The sequence below is a fragment of the Luteibacter sp. 1214 genome (assembly GCF_031455395.1).
GTDB lineage: Bacteria > Pseudomonadota > Gammaproteobacteria > Xanthomonadales > Rhodanobacteraceae > Luteibacter > Luteibacter mycovicinus.
This window is the reverse complement of the sequence record NZ_JAVDSQ010000001.1, coordinates 129921-148131: the sequence shown is the minus strand read 5'-3', so window position 1 is coordinate 148131 and position 18211 is coordinate 129921. Positions and strand designations below refer to the sequence as shown.

Below are 18211 nucleotides of genomic sequence, written 5' to 3'. Positions count from 1 at the left end.
ACCCTGATGAACCATCAAGACATCGTTGCAAAGCTTGTCGACATCCTCGAGCCACTCGCGGAGGGCCGCGTCGCGTCTATCGGCGAGAACACGGAGCTCACCGGCGAACTGGCCCTCGATTCACTGCGGGTCATGGACCTCGTGCTGGCGGTTGAAGACGAATTCGACATCTCGATCCCCATCAACGCGCTCGCCGAAATCAAGACCGTCGGCGACCTCGCGGCGCAGATCGAAACGACGCTGAGCGCAAACGCATGAGAGAGAATCCCAGGCTTCAGGCGGTACAAGCCGTCCGGCAGGAGCTCGCCACCCTGGGGATCGATCCGTTCGGCGTGCAGATCGACCGCATCCTCTCGCCCACGGAAGGCCTGATCCACGGCCGCCGCACGATCCTGGCGGGCACGAACAACTACCTCGGCCTGACGTTCGATCCCGGCACGATCGCCGCGGCGCGCGACGCGCTCGAGGCGGCCGGCACGGGCACCACGGGCTCGCGCATGGCCAACGGCAGCTACGCGGGACATCGCGAGCTGGAAGTGGATCTGGCGGCGTTCTACGGCAAACGCGACGCCATCGTCTTCTCCACCGGCTACCAGGCCAACCTCGGCATGATCTCCGCGCTGGTGGGCACCGGCGACGTCGTCATGATCGACGCCGACAGCCACGCCAGCATCTACGATGGCTGCCGGCTGAGCGGCGCCAACGTCATTCGTTTTCGCCACAACGACGCTGCCGATCTGGCCAAGCGCATGCGCCGTCTTGGCGACGACGCGGCCAACGCGCTGATCGTCGTCGAAGGGGTCTACAGCATGCTCGGCGACCGCGCGCCGTTGCGCGATTTCGCCCGCGTGAAGCAGGAGTTCGGTGCCACGCTGATGGTGGACGAAGCACACTCCATGGGCGTGCTTGGCAGCAAAGGGCGCGGTCTGGCCGATGAGCAGGGTGTGCTCGCCGACGTCGACTACGTCGTCGGCACCTTCAGCAAGAGCCTCGGAAACACGGGCGGTTTCTGCGTCAGCGACTCGCCGGACCTGGAGGTGCTGCGCTATGCCAGCCGACCCTATGTTTTCACCGCGTCACTGCCGCCCGCGACCATCGCCGCCACCCGGCAGGCGCTGCGCACGCTCGCGGCCGCCGACGACCTGCGGCTGCGCCTGCAGAACAATGCGGAGCGTCTGCACGCGGGCCTGGGCGCGCTTGGCTTCCGGCTTGGCGCCCCGGCGAACGCCGTCGTCGCGGTACTGGTCGGCGACAAACTCGAGGCGCTGCGCTTCTGGGACCATCTGCTCAAACACGGTGTCTATGTGAATCTCATGGTGCCGCCGGCCACGCCCGGGGGCGAATCGCTGCTCCGCTGCAGCGTCAGCGCCGCTCACACGCCCGAGCAGATCGACGCCATCTGTGCCGCGTTCGCCAGCTGGACTGGCGCCAAAGCATGAAGCACTGGTTCTCCGATGGCGCTTTCCGCGCCATCGTGCGCAACGCGTCCTATCTGGCATCCAGCAACGTCGCCAGTGCGTTGCTCGGACTGTTGTCGCTCGCGTGCGCGGGACGTGGCATGACGCCGGAGCTGTTCGGCACGCTGGTGGTCGTTCAGGCCTACGCGAAGAGCGTCAGTGATTTCGTCAAGTTCCAGACCTGGCAATTCGTCGTGCAGTTCGGCACCCCCGCGCTGGCCCATCAGGACGTGGCGCGCTTTCGCGATGTCACGGGACTATCCTTCGGACTGGACCTGGCGAGCGGCGCGGTCGCCCTGGTCGGCGGCATGGTGCTGCTCCCCCTGCTCGGCCACGCCGTCGGCATCTCGCCCGCGGACTTTTGGTGGGCACTGGCCTATTGCACCCTGATTCCGACGATGACCGCGGCGACGCCGACCGGCATCCTGCGTTCGATCGATCGCTTCGACCTGATCGCTGTTCAGCAAGCCATTACCCCGCTGCTGCGCGCGGCCGGCAGTGTCATCGCGTACTTTGGCCATCTCGGATTTCCGGGCTTCATCGCCACCTGGTATGTCTCGAGCCTGGTCGGAGACGGCGTGCTGTGGCTTTTCGCCGTCCGCGAACTTCGCCGCCAGCGGATCGATCATGCGCTGCGCCCGGGCCTGTTCGGTCCCGCGCGCCGTATCAAGGGCGCCTGGGATTTCGTCTGGACGACCAACATCGCGCACTCGATCTGGTCCGCCCGCAACGCCGGTACCAACGTGCTCGTCGGCATCATCCTGGGACCGACCGCAGCCGGCTTGTTCAAGGTCGCGCTGACCTTCTTCGACGCCGCCGGCACACCGGCGTCGCTGATGCAGAAAAGCTTCTATCCGGAAATCATGCGCATGGATCCGGCCAGCACACGTCCGTGGAAGCTTGGGCTGCGCTCGGCCATGCTCGCCGGCGGCGTCGGTGTTCTGGTCGCCTTACTGGTCATCGTCGTCGGCAAGCCGCTGATCTCGACGGTGTTCGGAGCGCAGTACCTCGAGTCGTACAACCTGCTCCAGGTCATGTCCGCCGCCCTGGTGGTCTCGATGGCCGGCTTCCCGCTCGAATCGCTGCTGTACATCGCCAGCCGTCAGCGTGCCGCGCTGGTCGCCCAGGCGCTGGCCGCCCTTCTTTACGCCCTGTTGCTGGTCGGACTGTCGCATTATCTCGGCATCATGGGCGCCGCCATCGCCTACTTCGGCGGACAGTGCCTGGAGGCCTTCTTCTCGCTGATTCCGACGATCGGCGCGTATCGCAAGCGACACACGCTTTCGTTCTACAAGCCCGAGGAAGCGCAGACATGATCCGCCGCCGCCGTGACCCCGCATGGCCGACCTTTCCGGCCGAAGCGCTCCGACGTCTGTTCGACGCCGTCGATGTCGACGATATCGTCGATGCGCATGTCGCCCTGCCCGACCCCATCGTTCTGAGCTGCCCCGAGGGCACGATGCGCGACTGCTACGCGCTGTGCCTGCAGTTCTGGGAAGAAGGCGTGCGGCGAAAAGAACTCCTGGGACTCGTCGGAAAGCTGCTCCGCAACGAGGGTCTGAGCGCGGACGAGCGCCTGCAGTTCAAGCACATCCGCGCGCGATACAAACATCTCCGTTTTGCGCAGCGTCTGTACAGCGAAGGTCACACCTCCAGCTATCTTTTCGACCTGACGACACGCGTGCTCGGCCACTTGCAGGACGCATTCCGCAGCGGCAGGCGCGGCGGCATCGTCCGTCACGGGCTGAGGCTCCGCGTGCTGCTGTCCAGGCCCGTGTGGACGATGGTGCGGCGGACCATGGAACGCACGCGCATCGATACCGAAGCCGGGCTGATCGCATTGCAGCGGGCCGAAATGCGGCGTCTGGCCAGAGCGGTGTCGCGCACGCACTTCGCGGGCCACGAGTTCCACACCGTGCGCAAGATCGTCAGCATGCAGGTGTCCTACTACGACACCCTGCGCTCGCTCGGTCCCGACGAGCATGCCTTGCGCATGTCGAGATTTCTCGCGGCCATCAATGGCCTGATGGGTTCGCGCCATGACGAAATGGTGGCCGAGGCCCTCTCCGGCCGACGTCACTACCGCACGCCGGCTCCGCTGGCCAACGAGATTCGTTCACGCCTCGAAACGCTGATCGCCCGCTACCCCGCTTAAGGTGATCGGTGCTCAGGGACGGGCGGCGACGGAGAAGACCACCCGCCGCCCAGTGCCATGATCAGGTTGACGCTGGCGTCCAGCCGGCGAACGCGGAGCTGGAGTTCCCCACGGCCCGCATCGAGGGAAGCATTCGCCGCCTCCACGACGGCGGAATAGTCGGCGACACCTTCCCTGTACTGGTTTCGCGTGACCCGGTCGGACTCGGTGGCCGCCGCGGCGGCCCTGTCCTGCAGCTCCGCCGCACCGGACAGCGTGCTCGTGATCACGAGACCGTCTTCCACTTCGCGGAAAGCATCGAGCACCGTCTGGCGGTAATTGGCGACAGCCTCGTTATAGGCCTCGCTGGCGTTGGCGGCCTGTGCCTGCAGCCGTCCACCCGTGAATAACGGTGCGCGCACATCGGCCGTCCCCGTGGGACCGCGGAGGATGCCGATGCCGGCCGCGAGGTTGATCGTCGGCAACGCTTCCGCCCTGGCCACGCCGATGCGCGCGCTGGCCGCCGCCATACGACGCTCGCTGGCGGCGACGTCAGGCCGACGTTCGAGCAACGTGGCAGGTACGCCCGCGGGAATCGCCGGCACCTGCACATCGAACGCCGCAGGGGCGATCGCAAAGTCCGCCGGCGCCTTGCCGAGCATCACCGCGATCGCGTGCTCGAGCTGGGCCCGCGCACTCCTGGTATCCGCCAGTTGCATCTGCGCCGTGCTCGCCCGCATCAGCGCCTCGGCGACGTTCGCGCTCGAAGCCTGTCCCTGGGCGTACTGGTTGCCCACCATGCGATGCCACTGATCGCTGGCCTCGGCGCTCTGCTGGAGCAGTACGATGAGCGCATCGTCCTGACGCAGCGCGAAGTAGCTTTGCACCAGCTGCGCCTGCATCGAAAGGGTTGCGGCGGCCAGATCGTCGGCGCTGGCGTCGGCGGCTGCCCGATGGGCTTCGACGTCACGGCGGATCCGCCCCCACAGATCCAGCTCCCAGCTGACACCCAGGCCGAAGTCGTTCTCGTTCTTGCGGCCGGATTTCAGCGTTCCCGCACTGACCGCCGGTACCGAGGCACCACTGGCGACCTGCACCAGCGCCTGCGCCTCGCGTACGCGCGCCGCCGCGGCGGCCAGCGACTGGTTGCTCACCGCGACCTGCGACACCAGCGCATCGAGCGCCGGGTCACCGTAAATCTCCCACCACCTGGCTGAAATGGCGGCTTGCGCACCCGACGACGCATGCGCGCCCGCTTCCTTGTAAGCGGCGGGTACCGGCGCGGAAGGGCGCACATAGTCCGGTCCCACCGGAGCGCAGGCGCCGATGAAGGTCACACCCAGGGTGACGAGGGCGACGCGCCATGCACGGGGAGGCATGCGCACACTCACGGCAGCGGATCCTCGCGGCCGGTTGACCAACCCGCGTCGTCGCGCCTGCCGAGTTTCTGCATCCATCTGCCTGCCCACTTGCTGAATCGATCGAGGTAAAGGTACACAACCGGAGTCGTGTAAAGGGTCAAGAGCTGACTGACCACGAGGCCGCCGCCCATCGCGATGCCGAGCGGCCGGTGCATCTCGGCACCGTCGCCGCGCGCGACCGCCAGCGGCACCGCGGCGACCATGACGGCGAGAGACGTCATCAGGATGGGGCGAAAGCGCAGCCGGCATGCCAGCTGGATGGCTTCCGCTGGCGTCAGCGCCGACCCGCGCTGCGCGGCCAGGGCGAAGTCCACCATCATGATCGCATTCTTCATCACGATACCGACCAGCGCGAAGATCCCGACCAGTGCGATGACGTCCAGGTCGGTCCGGAAGAGCATCAGCGCAAAGACGGCACCCACGGCAGCCGACGGCAACGTCGACAGAATCGTCAGCGGGTGCACGCAGCTCTCATAGAGAATACCCAGCACGATGAACAGGGTGAGGAACGCGCCAAGAATGAGGGCCGGCTCGCTGTCCGCCACCTGGCGAGCCGCGCCCGCCGACCCCTGCAGGCTGCCGCGGACGGACGTCGGTACGGCCATCCCATCCACGGCCTTCCTGATAGCAAGCGTTGCCTGAGAAAGGGAGACACCAGGCGCCCTGTCGAACGAAATCGTCGTCGCCACGGACTGAGCGAAATGCGCGATCGTCAGCGGCATGTCGTGCTGACGGACGTGGGCGAGCACGGGTAACGGCACGCTGGCACCGTTCGCCGCGGGAACCTCGATGTGGTTGAACACGTCGGGAGACGTGGCGTACTCGGGCGCGATTCCCATCAGCACCGGCGTCTGGCTCGACGGAGAAAACATCGTCGTGACCCGGCGGCCGGCGAACGCGTCACGCAGCACGCCGTCTATCCGTGCGTAGCTGACACCGAACTGCGCCGCGGCATCCCGGTCGACGTGCAGCGCCGTCGCGACGCCCGTCCCGCTCCCGCTGCCGTGCACGTTGGACAACTCCGGCAACCTTGCCATGGCCTCCGCGATACGCGGCACCCATGTCGCCAGCAGCACCGACGAGTCGGCCTGGATCGTGTATTCGTTGGAAGCGCGGCTGCGACGTCCACCCGTGCGGATGTTCTGCACCGACGTCACGGTAAACGTGCCGCCCGAAAGCTTCGCCAGCCTGGCATTGATACGCGCGGCCACTTCGTCCGCCGTCGCGTCGCGCTGCGAAAGCGGCTTCAGCGTGGCGAACAGCGATCCCGAATCGTGTTCGACATAACCCGCGACACTCGCTATGGCCGGATCCGCACGCACCACCTCGAGATAGCTCGCCAGCTTGGCGCGCGCCACCGGAAAGGAGGCATCCGCGTCGGTGTCGAAATCGCCGGTGAGCTCACCGGTATCCTGCCGTGGAAAAAACCCCTTCGGCACGGTGATGTAGAGGAAAACGCTCAGGCAAAGCACGGCCAGCAGGGAGAGCATGGTCAGCGGCGCGCGGCGGAGCGCCCAGACCAGGCTGTCGTCGTAAGCGGCTTGCAGGCGACTGAACGCACGTTCGCTCCAGCGCAGCATCCGCCCTGGTGCGCGACGGGCGTCTGCCGGTTGCAACCACAACGCGCACAGCATGGGTACGACAGTAAGCGAAACCACCAGCGAGATCGCGATCACGACGGCGAGCGTGACGGAGAATTCGCGCACGAACAGACCGACGTAGCCGCCCATAAGCAACAAGGGAATGAACACCGCGATGAGGACCGCGCTCATGCTCACCACCGTGAGACCGACCTCACCGGCACCCACACGCGCCGCCTCGCGCGGCGGTACCCCTTCTTCAATATGGCGCGCGATGTTTTCGACGACGACGACCGCGTCGTCCACGGTAAAGCCCACCGCGATGGTGAGTGCCATCAGCGAGAGGATGTCGAGGCTGTACCCCAGCAGGTACATCGCGGTCATCGCACCGAGCAGCGAGATCGGCGCCACGGCGCTGGCGATCAGGGCCGCGCGCAGGTCGCGCAGGAAGACCAGCATGACCAGGACGACCAGCACGACGGCCAGCGCGAGGGTATGTTCGGCCGCGCGCAGCGAGCCGCGGACCGAGGTGGCACGATCGACGATGACGCTCACCTTCATGTCGCCAGGCAGCGAAGCCTGGAGCGCGGACAGCCGTTTCATCACCCCGTCGATGACATCGATGGTGTTGGAGCCGGGCTTGTGGCGGACCAGGGCCAGCACGGCCGGCTCGCCATTGGCGAGCGCCGCCTGATGCGGGTCGCGCTCGGTCTCGATGACGCGGGCGATGTCACCGAGCGGCACGGCCGTACCATCGCGTCCCGCCACGACGACCGAGCGAAACGCGCTGGCCTTGTCGAACTGACCGTTGGTAGCGACCTGCAGGTAACGGTCACCGGTCTCGATCGCGCCGCCGGCGGCATTCGACACGGCAGCCGACACCGCATGGCGCACCTGCTCGAAGCCGACACCCCGCTGGTTCATCGCCTGCGGATTCAGGGCCACACGCACGGCGGGAACGGAACTTCCGACCAGTTCGACCTCGCCCACCCCATCCACCTGCGCCAGCGTCTGGCTGAAGGTGGTCGACGCGACGCCATACATCTGACTCGGCGTCGCATGCCGGGAGGTGAGGCCGAGCACCAGCACTGGCGCGTCGGCGGAACTGACCTCGCGATAGCTCGGTGCGGCGGGCATATCGGACGGCAGATCCGCACGCGCGGCATTGATCGCCGCCTGCACGTCGCGCGACGCCCCGACCACGTTGCGTGACAGGTCGAAGGTGAGTCGCACGTCGGTGCCTCCCGTCGTACTGACGGAGGTCATCTCGGTGAGCCCGGCGATGCGCCCGAGCGCGCGCTCGAGCGGCGTCGCCACGGCCGAGACCATCGTCGCCGGACTGGCACCGGGCAATTCGGCCGACACCTTGATGGTCGGCACGTTCACCTCGGGCAACGACGCGATCGGCAGCAGCCGCCAGGCAAGCGCCCCTGCGACCACCAGCCCGAGGCAGAGCAGCGAGGTCGCTACCGGCCGGTCGATGAAGAGACGCGACAGATTCATGCCGTCTCACTCACGAGCGACGCCCGCTCCGCTGCAGCACACGCTCGAACGCCAGGTAGATCACCGGCGTGGTGAACAGCGTCAGCAACTGGCTGACCAACAGCCCCCAGAAGATGCCCACACCCAGGGGGTGACGCAGTTCCGCGCCCATACCGCCGCCCAGCATCAGCGGCAACGCGCCCAGCATCGCGGCCAGCGTGGTCATGATGATCGGACGGAAACGAAGGAGACACGCCTGCACGATGGCATCGCGCGGGAGAAGGCCCTGCTCGCGCTTCGCATCGATCGCGAAGTCGATCAGCATGATCGCGTTCTTCTGCACGATGCCGATCAGCAGGATCACGCCGATGAGCGAGATCACGTCGAGCTCGAAGCCGCCGATGATGAGCGCCAACAAGGCACCGATGCCGGCTGAGGGAAGCGTCGAAAGAATCGTCAACGGGTGGATGTAGCTCTCGTAAAGTACGCCGAGCACGATGTAGACACTGAGCAGCGTGGCCAGCAGCAACCACGGCTGTCCGCCGCGCGATGCTTCGAAGGCCTGCGCGGCGCCCTGCCAGCGCATCTGCATGCCGGCCGGCGGTTTCAGTCGATGCCACGCCGAATCCACGGCTTCCATTGCACCGTCCAGCGACACGCCCGAAGCGAGATTGAACGACACCGTGGCCGCGGGCAGCTGGTCGATTCGGGTGACCACCAGCGGCGCGGTCCGCTCCGTCACCTTCGCGATGGATGCGAGGGGAATCAGCGACGCCGCCGGATCCGCCGGGTCGGCACCGGCGTCGCCTGCCCCGCCCTGGCCGGAGAGATAGACACCCTCCATCGCGCTCGCCGTACCGCCCGCGGCGGGCAAGGCCTCGAGGATGACGCGACGCTGGCTGGCGAGGGTGAGCAAGGTGCCGACCTGACGCTGGCCGAAGCTGTTGTACAGCGCGTCACCCACGGCCGCCGACGTGATCCCGTAGCGGCTGGCGAGCTCGCGATCGACATGGACGTAAGCCTCGAGACCGTCGACCTGCTGATCGCTGGTGGCATGGGCCAGGTGCCGGTCGTTCCGCAAGGGCTCCAGCACCCGCGGCAGCCAGGCCGCAAGCTGGGTGGAGTCCGCGTTTTCGACCGAGAACTGGTACTGACCCGGACTGAGGCGGTCGTCGATCGTCAGGTCGGGCACCGGCTGCATGTAGAGCGTAATGCCGGCGACGCCGGACGCCGCGTCCGCGAGTCGCTTCATGACCGCGGGCGCGCGGTCGCGGTGCGACAGCGGCTTGAGGTGGATGAGCAGTCGCCCGCTGTTGAGGGACGGCGCACCGTCACCCACACCGACGAACGATGCGACGCTGGCCACGGCCGGATCGCGCAGGATCGCATGCGTCAACGCCTGCTGCCGCTGGCTCATGGCGGCGAACGATACGGTCGCCGGCGCGATGGTGACGCCCTGGATGTCGCCGCTGTCCTGGGCGGGAAACAGACCGCGCGGCACGACGAGATACAGCGCGACCGCAAGTAGCGCCATCGCGCCGACCGTGACGAGTGTCGCGGTCTGCCGTGCCAGGACCCAGCTCAGACCGGCCTCGTAACGCGCGAGTACGCGGGCATGCCACGCTTTGCCCTCGCGCACGGGCGTGCGCCGGAGCATCCGTGCGCACATCATCGGTGTCAGTGTCAGCGACACCACGCCGGAGATCAGAATGGCGACCGCGAGGGTGACCGCGAACTCGCGGAAAAGGCGCCCCACCACCCCGCCCATGAACAACAGCGGGATCAGAACCGCCAGCAGCGACAAGGTCAGCGAGACCACGGTGAATGCGATCTGGCGCGAGCCCTTCAGCGCGGCGGCGAATGGCTCTTCGCCCGCTTCGACATAGCGTGCGATGTTCTCGATCATGACGATCGCATCGTCCACCATGAAACCCGTCGCCACGATCAGTGCCATCAGCGTCAGGTTGTTGATCGAGAAGCCGGCCAGGTACATGACCGCGAACGTGCCGATCAGCGACAGCGGCACGACCACACCGGGGATAAGCGTCGCGGCGCCACCGCCGAGGAACAGGAAGATCACCAGGACCACCAGGACCACGGCGAATACCAGCTCCATCTGTACGTCGTGCACGGCGGCACGCACCGACTCCGTGCGATCGGCCAGTGTCGTGACATCGGCGGCCGCGGGCAGTGTCGCCTGCAGTTGCGGCAGCACCTGCCGGACGCGATCCACGACCTCGACCACGTTGGCGCCCGGCTGCCTGCGGATCTGCAGGATGATGGCGGGCCGCTCGCCCGACCAGGCGGCAAGACGTGCGTTTTCCGCACCATCGCTCACGCTCGCTACATCGCGCAGGCGAACCACCGCGCCTTCGCGATGGCCCACGGTCAGATTCGCGAAGGCTTCCGCGCTGTCCAGCGGATCCGCGATGGCGATGTTGGACGAACGCACCGCGCCGTCCAGCGTGCCCTTGGCCACGTTCGAATTGGCCTCGCGAATAGAACCGCGCAGGTCCTCCAGCGTCATGCCACGCGAGCGCAGTTTCGCCGGATCGGCCTGTACCAGGATGGCCGGTTGCTGGCCTCCGCCGAGGCTGACCAGGCCGACGCCGGTCACCTGAGACAACTTGGGCACGAGCCGGGTATCCGCCAGTTCGCGCAGCGTCCGGAGCGGCAACGTCGGGGACGTCAGCGCCAGCGTCATCACCGGCGCATCGGCCGGATTGACCTTGCGGTAGATCGGCGGCTGCGAGATATCGGCAGGCAGTGACGGTAACACCGCGTTGATCGAAGCCTGTACTTCCTGCTCCGCCACGTCGAGCGGCAGATCGAGATTGAAGCGCAGGGTGATCGTCGAGGCGCCCGCCGAACTCGTCGACGACATCTGGCTCAGCCCTGGCATCTGGCCGAACTGCCGTTCGAGCGGCGCCGTGATGGTCGCCCCCACCACCTGCGGTCCGGCCCCCGGATACGCGGTGACGACCTCGATGGTCGGGAAGTCCACTTCCGGCAGCGCCGAGAGCGGCAGAAAGCGATACCCGAACAGGCCGACCAGCAGGATCGCGACGGCGAGCAGCGCGGTCGCGACCGGCCGGAGGATAAACGGACGGGACGGGTTCACGAGCGCGCGGTCGACGTCCGCGCTGAGGCGCTCGCCTCGTCGCGATGACAGGAAGGCGCGTCCGCCGCGGGGGGCGGCGCAGGCTCGGCTGCTGCCGTGGCCTGCACTTTCGTTCCGGCGCGCAGCCGGTCCGCGCCTTCGACGACGACCTTCGCCCCCGCTGCGATACCGGAGGCGATGACGGTGGTGGAAGCGTCCTGAGCACCGAGTTTGACCGGCACGACGGCAGCGGTCTTGTCGTCCTTGATCGCGTAGACGAAGGGCCCCTGCGCGCCCTGCTGGATCGCTGCGGATGGCACCAGGATCGCCTGCGGCAACACATCGACGGGGAGCTTCGCGGTCACGAACTGGTTCGGCAGCAGCGCGCCGTCGGCATTGGCGAACTCGGCTTCGAACTTCACCGTGCCGGTCGTGGGGTCCACCTGATTGTTCGCCGCGAGAAGATGGCCGGTACCCAGCTTGTCGTCAGGGCCGTCGCCGTAAGCATCGACCGGGATACAGGCACCGCCGTTCAGGCGCGCGAGTACGCGCGGAACCACGTTGACCGGTACGGAGAAGAGGACCTTGCTGGGCTGCGACTGCGTGACGGTGACGATGCCACGAGCGTCCGACGGGCCCACCAGATTGCCCGGGTCGACGCGCCGCAGGCCCACCATTCCCGAGATCGGCGAGACGATCCGCGCGTTGGACACCTGGAGGTTGGCGCTGCCGATACGGCCCTGCTCGGATTTCACCTCGGCGGCGTACTGCCGTACCAGCGAGCGCTGATCGGCGACCCGCTGACGCGAGATGGAATCCTGCGCGAGGAGCGCCTCATAGTGCTTGAGCGTTTCTTCCGCATTGGCCAGCTGCGCCTGACTGCGGCCCAGATCGCCGGTCGCGAGCTGGAGCTGTGCCTGCGAGGCTCGCGGATCGATCTCGGCCAGCAGATCGCCCTTCCTGACCTGCTGCCCGCCGCTGAAGGCGACGCGCGTGAGCACTCCATCCACCTGGCTCCGCACCAGCACGCTGTTGAACGGGGTGACCGTTCCCGGCTGCACGCGATAGACGACGAATCCGCCTTGCCGGACGGTGGCCGTGACGACCGGCACCGCCTGATCGGCTACCGAGGCACCGTCTTTTTTGCCGTGTCCGACCCACCATACGATCGCGGCGACCGCGACGATGCCGACGACCGCCACGGTTCCACGCGAGGATTGCTTCGCCATCAGAGCTGCCTTTCGTAGACGCGATAGCGCTTGTAGTCACGACCGCCGATCGCTTCGATGATGTTGCGCATGCCGGCGTTGTCTTCGAGGATCCAGGACAACTCGACCTCCTCGACGCCACGCGCCACCAGATGATGTCGGACGGCATCGATCACCAGAAATGCCAGTCCGGGACCGAGCGGCGTGTTATGAAAGCTGCGACGCACGCCCATGAGCGGCACGCGCGACGACTTCGGGAAGCGCTTCTTGAGCCGCCACAGCAACTTGACCCAGTTGAACGGCAGCAGCTTGCCGTCGAAGTCCCTGATCACTTCGTTGACGTTGGGCAAGGCGACGATGAACGCGGCCGGTTCGCCGTCCACCTCGGCGATCTGGATCAGCTCCGAGGCGATCAAGACCTTCAGGGTGTGACCGAGATCTTTGAATTCGGCTTCGGTGAACGGCACGAAGCCCCAGTTATCGGCCCAGGCATCGTTGAAAATATCGCGCAGCGTGGCCAGTTCTTCATCGAAACGGCTGCGGTCGAGCGGGCGCACGCGGATGCGCTGCTTCGACTTGCCGAGCAAACGGTTCATCACTTTAGGCTCGGGAAAGTCCGGCGCGACGACATAGGCCAACATGTCCTTGGCTTTCGCGTAGCCTGCCTGCTCGATGTGCGAGCCGTAATACGGTCGCGTATGCCCCATCATGAAATAGGGCGACGTATCGAAGCCGTCGATGAGAAGGCCCACCTCATCGTTGATCGACAGACTGAGCGGCCCGCGTATGCGTTCGATACCCTCGCCGCGGAGCCAGTCTTCCGCCGTCCGGAGCAACGCGGCGAAGGTCTCCGGGTTGTCCTCGGCGTCGAGCATGCCGAAGAAGCCCGCACCGTCGGCGTGGCGCTGCAGGTGCAGAGAATCTATCTGGGCACTGATCCTGCCGACCGGGCGATCACCGCGATAGGCGATCCAGCCCTTCCACCGGGCATGCTCGAACCATGGGTTGGTTTTTGCACCGAGGTGGAGTTTTCGTTCAAGAAATAAAGGCGCGATCCATGCGGGATCGGATCCCAGGATCGCGCCCGGTACCTTGATGAACCGGTCCAGATCGGCCTTGCTATCAAGGGGAACGATGCGCAGCGAGGCGGAGTTGCTCAATTCTGGGATCCCTGAAAAGCGGATTAAGACATGTGTTTGCCATATCGGCGAAACATGATTTTAATCTTGCGAATCCCAATTTGATATACCCGCGAGGCTAGTAATTCAAAAGCGTGCCTCCCTACCCTATCGCTGACCGCTCTTGCCCGGATCCCGCTGTCCCTTCTGATCCGCGCCGTCGGTCGCCACATCGTCCGGCCGGGTCTGACCGACCTGGTCCGAGGGCTCGTTCGCCGGCTTGTCCTGGCCGGGGTTGGCCGCTGGATTGTTCGACCCACCGACGCCGATGGAGGAATGCTGCACGCTGTCGCGGTCGCTCATGGTGTTCTCTCCTCTCAGAAGAACGAATCGTTGCCCCACCTCCGTGACGAAAGAGCGTGTCGGCGGTGTTCATTGCGTGACCGAGTCAGGAGGCCCGGTGAAGACCTCATGCGACGTTGTCCGGTCAGGCCACCGTGCGTTCACGCCGTCTGACCAAGACTGCCCGCATGAACCGAACCATTCACGCTTCCGAATCGCCCGCCCTGCGAGTGGGCTGCGCGGGCTGGTCGCTTGCGTCGAAGGTCGCCTCGTCGTTCGGCACCGAGGGCACTCATCTGGAGCGGTATGCGCGGGTGTTTTCCTGCGTCGAGATCAACTCGTCCTTCTATCGGTCGCACCAGGAGAAGACCTACCTTCGCTGGGGGGAAAGCGTTCCTGAAAGCTTTCGCTTCAGCGTGAAGATGCCTCGAACGATCACGCACGAGCTTCGCCTGCAGCACTGTGAAGCGCCGCTCGCCGCATTTCTGCGTGAGGTGTCGGGACTGAAGGCCAAGCTCGGTTGCATCCTGATCCAGCTTCCCCCGAGCCTCGCGCTGGATTCAAAAACGGCCAGAGCGTTTTTTCGCCTTCTGCGGAAGGTCACATCCACCCCCGTCGTGTGCGAACCGCGACACGCTTCCTGGTTTACGGCGAAGGCGGATGCGTTGTTACGAGAAGCGGGCATATCGATCGTCCAGGCCCATCCGTCGCCGGTCGCCGGTGTCGAGCCAATACTTCACCCCGAGCTTCTTTACATTCGGTTGCACGGCGCCCCCGAGATCTACTATTCCGCATACGACCGCACGTTCATCGACAGCGTCGCCACAAGGATGAGGTTGTCAGCCGGCGACGGACGCGATGCGTGGTGCATTTTTGACAACACGGCACGCGGAGAGGCCGTTCCCAATGCCCTGACGCTGAAGGCCATGCTCGATGCCGAGCAGCCGGATTGATGCTGAAACTCGTTGACATACCTGCGTTGTCGGGCGCGTTGAGGTCGATCGGCCAGTTCGGCTAACCTCGCCGTTTCCCTGCGCAGAAAAAAGCTTTGATGAGCACGCCCGTTGCCGACGCCTACTTCGTTCAGATCGCACCCGGGCGCTATCGTCCCACCGACCACGTCGGCGGGGGCTGGAATCCCGACGAACAGCACATCGCGCCGGTCATGGGCCTGCTCGCCCGCGAAATCGAAACGCACCATGCGTCGCGTCGGACCGACGTTCTGACCATCAGCCGTGCCACCTACGACATCCATGGCGTGCTTCCCATGGACGCGTTCGATATATCGGTCGACGTGATCCGCCCGGGCCGCACCATCGAGCTCGTCGAGGCCACCCTCACCTGTCAGGGACGCATCGCGATCACACTGCGCGCATGGCTGCTGGCGACATCCGACACGTCGACGATCGCAGGGGACGGATTCCCGTCTATGCCTCCGTTGGCGGACACCCCGCCGTGGGACTTCTCATCCCTGTGGCCGGGCGGCTTCGTACGAAGTGTGGAAACGCGTCAGATCAAGGTCGATACCGGTCAGGCGACCAGCTGGGTGCGACCGGGGTTTCCGCTGATCGCCGATGCCGCCACCAGCCCTCTCGCAAGGATGCTCGGTGTCGTCGACGTCGCGAATGGCCTTTGCCCGAGGCGGCTGCCCGGTGACGTGGCGTTTCCCAATGTGGATCTGACCGCGCACATCCTGCGCTCTCCCGAGAGCGGCTGGCTGGGGCTGGCAAGCCACGCGTCGTTCGGACCGGCAGGGCTCGGGGTGACTCATAGCACGGTATACGACGAGCGCGGTCCCGTCGCTGTCATCAGTCAGTCGTTGACCGTCCGCCCGAAGGCGGCCGTCTAGAGCACTACGCTGGCCATTCGCTGCGGAGATAGCATGCTCACGTTCGACCCGGCGACCCACGCCGATACCGACGCCATCGCAGATCTCATCGTGTCCATACAAAGGGAGGAATTCGGCCTCCCGATCACCCGGGACGATCAACCGGATCTGGCCGACATCGACGGCTACTATCGTACCGGCCAGGGTGACTTCTGGGTCGCCCGACAGCGTGGCCGGATCGTGGGGACCATCGCGCTGAAGGACATCGGCGGCGGGATCGGCGCGCTTAGAAAGATGTTCGTCCATCGCGACTGGCGTGGGATCAGGCCGTCCGTGGCCGCAGGGCTGCTGGACGTCCTGGAGCAAACCGCGAGGAAGCGTGGATTTGGATCGCTCTACCTCGGCACCACCGCCCGCTTTCTTGCCGCACATCGTTTCTATGAGAAACACGGGTTTACAGTGGTCGATCCAGAGAGGCTACCGGCCATGTTTCCCCGAATGGCGGTGGACACGCGCTTCTACCGACGCGATCTGTAAGCGATGGCGAGGTCACTGTTCGCGTTCAGGGCGTTGCCGGGCGCGCTTCCGCGGCCAAACAGATGAATAAGGTCGATGCACCTCAGCTCAGCTCACCTCGGGCGCGCAGGATCCGGCACATCCGGCCTCCGCTCCGCCATGCTCCGAAGCAGGCCCACGAGTTGCTGCGCGTCATACGGCTTGGAAAGGAAGACTCCGCGCGCTGGCATCTCGTGGTTCGCGATACTGACATGACTGGACGTAACCACGATCTCGATCGGCGGCCAGCGGTCGCGGATCATCGCGGCAAGGCGAATGCCGTCCATGCCACCGGGCATATCGATGTCGGTAAACACGATGCGGATGTCGAGCCGGGTTTCCAGAATCCGCACGGCCGACGCGGCATCCGGCACAGAGACGACGTCAAAGCCACCGTCCTCGATCAGCTCTTCCGCCATGAGGCGCAGCAACGGTTCGTCTTCGACGATGAGAACCACGGGTTTCAAGGGAGATGCCTGGCCCACTGGGTCATACCTGCTGTAGATGCGAAAGCGGTGCGGAGAGCGTCAGTACGAACCCCTTAGGGTGGTACTCCGTACGAACATCGCCCGACCCCATGCCCATCCTGATCAGACGAGAGCCGAAGCCCTTGCGTTCGGGCTCGCTCACAAGCGGCCCACCCACTTCCTGCCACTTCAGATAGAACTGTTCGCTGTCGGTTGACCAACTGAGTCGTATCCTTCCCTCGGCATTCGAAAGAGCGCCGTACTTCACCGCGTTGGTCGTCAGCTCGTGAAGCAGGAGCGACAGGGAAAGCGTGGCTTTCGGTCCGAGTTCGAACGCCGTGCCGATGAAATCCACACGGCTTTCCAGGCAGAAACGCCCGAAGGACGACTGCGCGATGGCGAGCACGGGCGCGCCGTGCCAGTTCTCCCGGAAGAGAATGTCGTGCGCCGAACTCAGAGCGTGAATGCGCTTTTCCAGTGCATCGACCGCGTCCCGCTCGGTCACGCCGCGCAAGGTCTGCACGGCCAGCGCCTGAACCATCATGAGCGTATTTTTCAGACGATGGCTCATCTCATGGTTGAGCACATCCTGCAGTTCTTCGTTTCTGCGACGCTCGGTGACGTCAGTAAAGAAGCCGATCAGCCGGTCGCCGTCGAGCGGCGTCAGACGGGTCTCGAACCAGCGGCCGTCGACCAGCGTCGAACGACCGACATGCACGACCGCCGAGCGATCCTTCAATACGCCCTCGAACACCGGAAGCAATTCATCGATGGCCAGCGGCGCGACATCGCCCAGCATCGCACCGGTCGTCGCCGCCGGGTCGAGACCGGTGAGTCTGCCGAAAGATGGATTGACCTCTTCGAAACGGAAGTCGACGGCGGCGCCATCGGCCGAGCGAATGAGCTGACCGACGTAGAAGCCCTCACGCATCTCCCCGAAAAGCGTACGGAATTTTCGCTCCGACGAACCGACGCGGATTTCCTTGTCGACGATGATCGCGATCATCTCGAGCACGCTGCGATCGTGCGCCGTCCATGCTCGCGGCTTCGTGTCGATCGCGGCCAGGGCCCCAATCAGTGAACCGTCGAGCGAGTGGATCGGCACGCCAAGGTACGCCTCTACGCCGAGATCGGGAATGGCGAGGTTGTTCTTTACCAGCGGCTCGGCGCGCGCATCCGGTACGTCGAACACTTCACCCCGCTCGACGACGTACTGGCAGAACGAATGAGTGATCGGGGTTTCGCCCATCGACGCCCACGGCTCGGGCAGGCCGGAGTGACCAGCGAACACCTGGCGGGTTTCGTCGACGATGGACACGATGGCGACGGGAACGCTCAGAACGTTCCGGACAAGTTCGGTGAGGTGCCCGAACTGGGCGCTCCCCGGCCGGTCCAGCAGGCCGCTGCGGCGCAGTTCGTTGACTCGAAGGGAACGGGTGTATGTGAGGGAATCGGCGGGCATGGGGCATGGTCGGGGACGGGGCGACAAAGCCGCGTCAACGGGCTGCGATGAGCCCGG

The 18211-nt window shown here is 65.5% G+C and carries 15 protein-coding genes; 7 read left to right on the top strand and 8 right to left on the bottom strand.

Translation table 11 applies throughout. The features are described 5' to 3' along the window. Positions 1-6 precede the first annotated feature (6 nt). From J2X57_RS00650 to J2X57_RS00635, 4 genes are read left to right on the top strand one after another with little or no spacing between them, the layout of a single operon-like run. Positions 7-258 carry an acyl carrier protein gene (locus J2X57_RS00650; RefSeq protein WP_309862576.1) on the top strand — a complete coding sequence of 84 codons (252 nt, stop codon included), beginning with the start codon at positions 7-9 and terminating at the stop codon, positions 256-258. Next, positions 255-1439, top strand: coding sequence for an aminotransferase class I/II-fold pyridoxal phosphate-dependent enzyme (locus J2X57_RS00645; RefSeq protein WP_309862573.1), 1185 nt, complete (start codon positions 255-257; stop codon positions 1437-1439). Before J2X57_RS00650 ends, J2X57_RS00645 begins: the two co-directional genes overlap by 4 nt. After that, on the top strand, positions 1436-2773 hold the full coding sequence (locus tag J2X57_RS00640) for a lipopolysaccharide biosynthesis protein (RefSeq protein ID WP_036112775.1): 1338 nt from the start codon (positions 1436-1438) through the stop codon (positions 2771-2773). Before J2X57_RS00645 ends, J2X57_RS00640 begins: the two co-directional genes overlap by 4 nt. After that, positions 2770-3612, top strand: coding sequence for a hypothetical protein (locus J2X57_RS00635; protein ID WP_309862568.1), 843 nt, complete (start codon positions 2770-2772; stop codon positions 3610-3612). The genes J2X57_RS00640 and J2X57_RS00635 overlap by 4 nt, the downstream gene beginning before the upstream one ends. Here the strand turns inward: J2X57_RS00635 and J2X57_RS00630 are convergent. The 6 genes from J2X57_RS00630 to J2X57_RS00605 form a co-directional block, all read right to left on the bottom strand. Beyond that, entirely contained in the window at positions 3609-4970 is a 1362-nt protein-coding gene (locus J2X57_RS00630) for an efflux transporter outer membrane subunit (protein WP_309862565.1), read from the bottom strand. The two genes, J2X57_RS00635 and J2X57_RS00630, sit on opposite strands and share 4 nt — an antisense overlap. An 8-nt stretch (positions 4971-4978) precedes the next feature. Continuing rightward, a complete protein-coding gene (locus tag J2X57_RS00625) occupies positions 4979-8095 on the bottom strand; it encodes an efflux RND transporter permease subunit (protein WP_309862562.1) in 3117 nt (1038 codons plus the stop codon). 10 nt (positions 8096-8105) lie between these two features. Continuing rightward, positions 8106-11195: an efflux RND transporter permease subunit gene (locus J2X57_RS00620; RefSeq protein WP_309862561.1), complete on the bottom strand. Its 3090-nt coding sequence runs from the start codon at positions 11193-11195 to the stop codon at positions 8106-8108. Further along, positions 11192-12403, bottom strand: coding sequence for an efflux RND transporter periplasmic adaptor subunit (locus J2X57_RS00615; RefSeq protein WP_309862558.1), 1212 nt, complete (start codon positions 12401-12403; stop codon positions 11192-11194). Before J2X57_RS00615 ends, J2X57_RS00620 begins: the two co-directional genes overlap by 4 nt. Next, entirely contained in the window at positions 12403-13542 is a 1140-nt protein-coding gene (locus tag J2X57_RS00610) for a hypothetical protein (RefSeq protein ID WP_197062398.1), read from the bottom strand. The genes J2X57_RS00615 and J2X57_RS00610 overlap by 1 nt, the downstream gene beginning before the upstream one ends. 126 nt (positions 13543-13668) lie before the next feature. Continuing rightward, positions 13669-13863 (bottom strand): hypothetical protein, encoded by a 195-nt coding sequence (locus J2X57_RS00605; RefSeq protein ID WP_308846857.1) that lies wholly within the window; start codon positions 13861-13863, stop codon positions 13669-13671. A gap of 116 nt (positions 13864-13979) precedes the next feature. Between J2X57_RS00605 and J2X57_RS00600 the strand changes: the two genes are divergently transcribed. The 3 genes from J2X57_RS00600 to J2X57_RS00590 all read left to right on the top strand — a co-directional run bounded on the left by J2X57_RS00600 (position 13980) and on the right by J2X57_RS00590 (position 16207). Then, positions 13980-14795 carry a DUF72 domain-containing protein gene (locus J2X57_RS00600; RefSeq protein ID WP_309862550.1) on the top strand — a complete coding sequence of 272 codons (816 nt, stop codon included), beginning with the start codon at positions 13980-13982 and terminating at the stop codon, positions 14793-14795. 98 nt (positions 14796-14893) lie between these two features. Further along, the gene (locus tag J2X57_RS00595; protein ID WP_036112768.1) at positions 14894-15691 is read left to right on the top strand and encodes a thioesterase family protein; all 798 of its coding nucleotides are present in this window, start codon (positions 14894-14896) and stop codon (positions 15689-15691) included. 33 nt (positions 15692-15724) lie between these two features. After that, positions 15725-16207, top strand: a complete 483-nt coding sequence (locus J2X57_RS00590; protein WP_043697861.1) for a GNAT family N-acetyltransferase — start codon at positions 15725-15727, stop codon at positions 16205-16207. 92 nt (positions 16208-16299) lie between these two features. Here J2X57_RS00590 and J2X57_RS00585 read toward each other — a convergent pair whose 3' ends face one another. Then, positions 16300-16683, bottom strand: coding sequence for a response regulator (locus tag J2X57_RS00585; protein WP_239709161.1), 384 nt, complete (start codon positions 16681-16683; stop codon positions 16300-16302). A gap of 31 nt (positions 16684-16714) precedes the next feature. Beyond that, on the bottom strand, positions 16715-18154 hold the full coding sequence (locus J2X57_RS00580) for an HWE histidine kinase domain-containing protein (RefSeq protein WP_051943584.1): 1440 nt from the start codon (positions 18152-18154) through the stop codon (positions 16715-16717). Between the last annotated feature and the right edge of the window lie 57 nt (positions 18155-18211).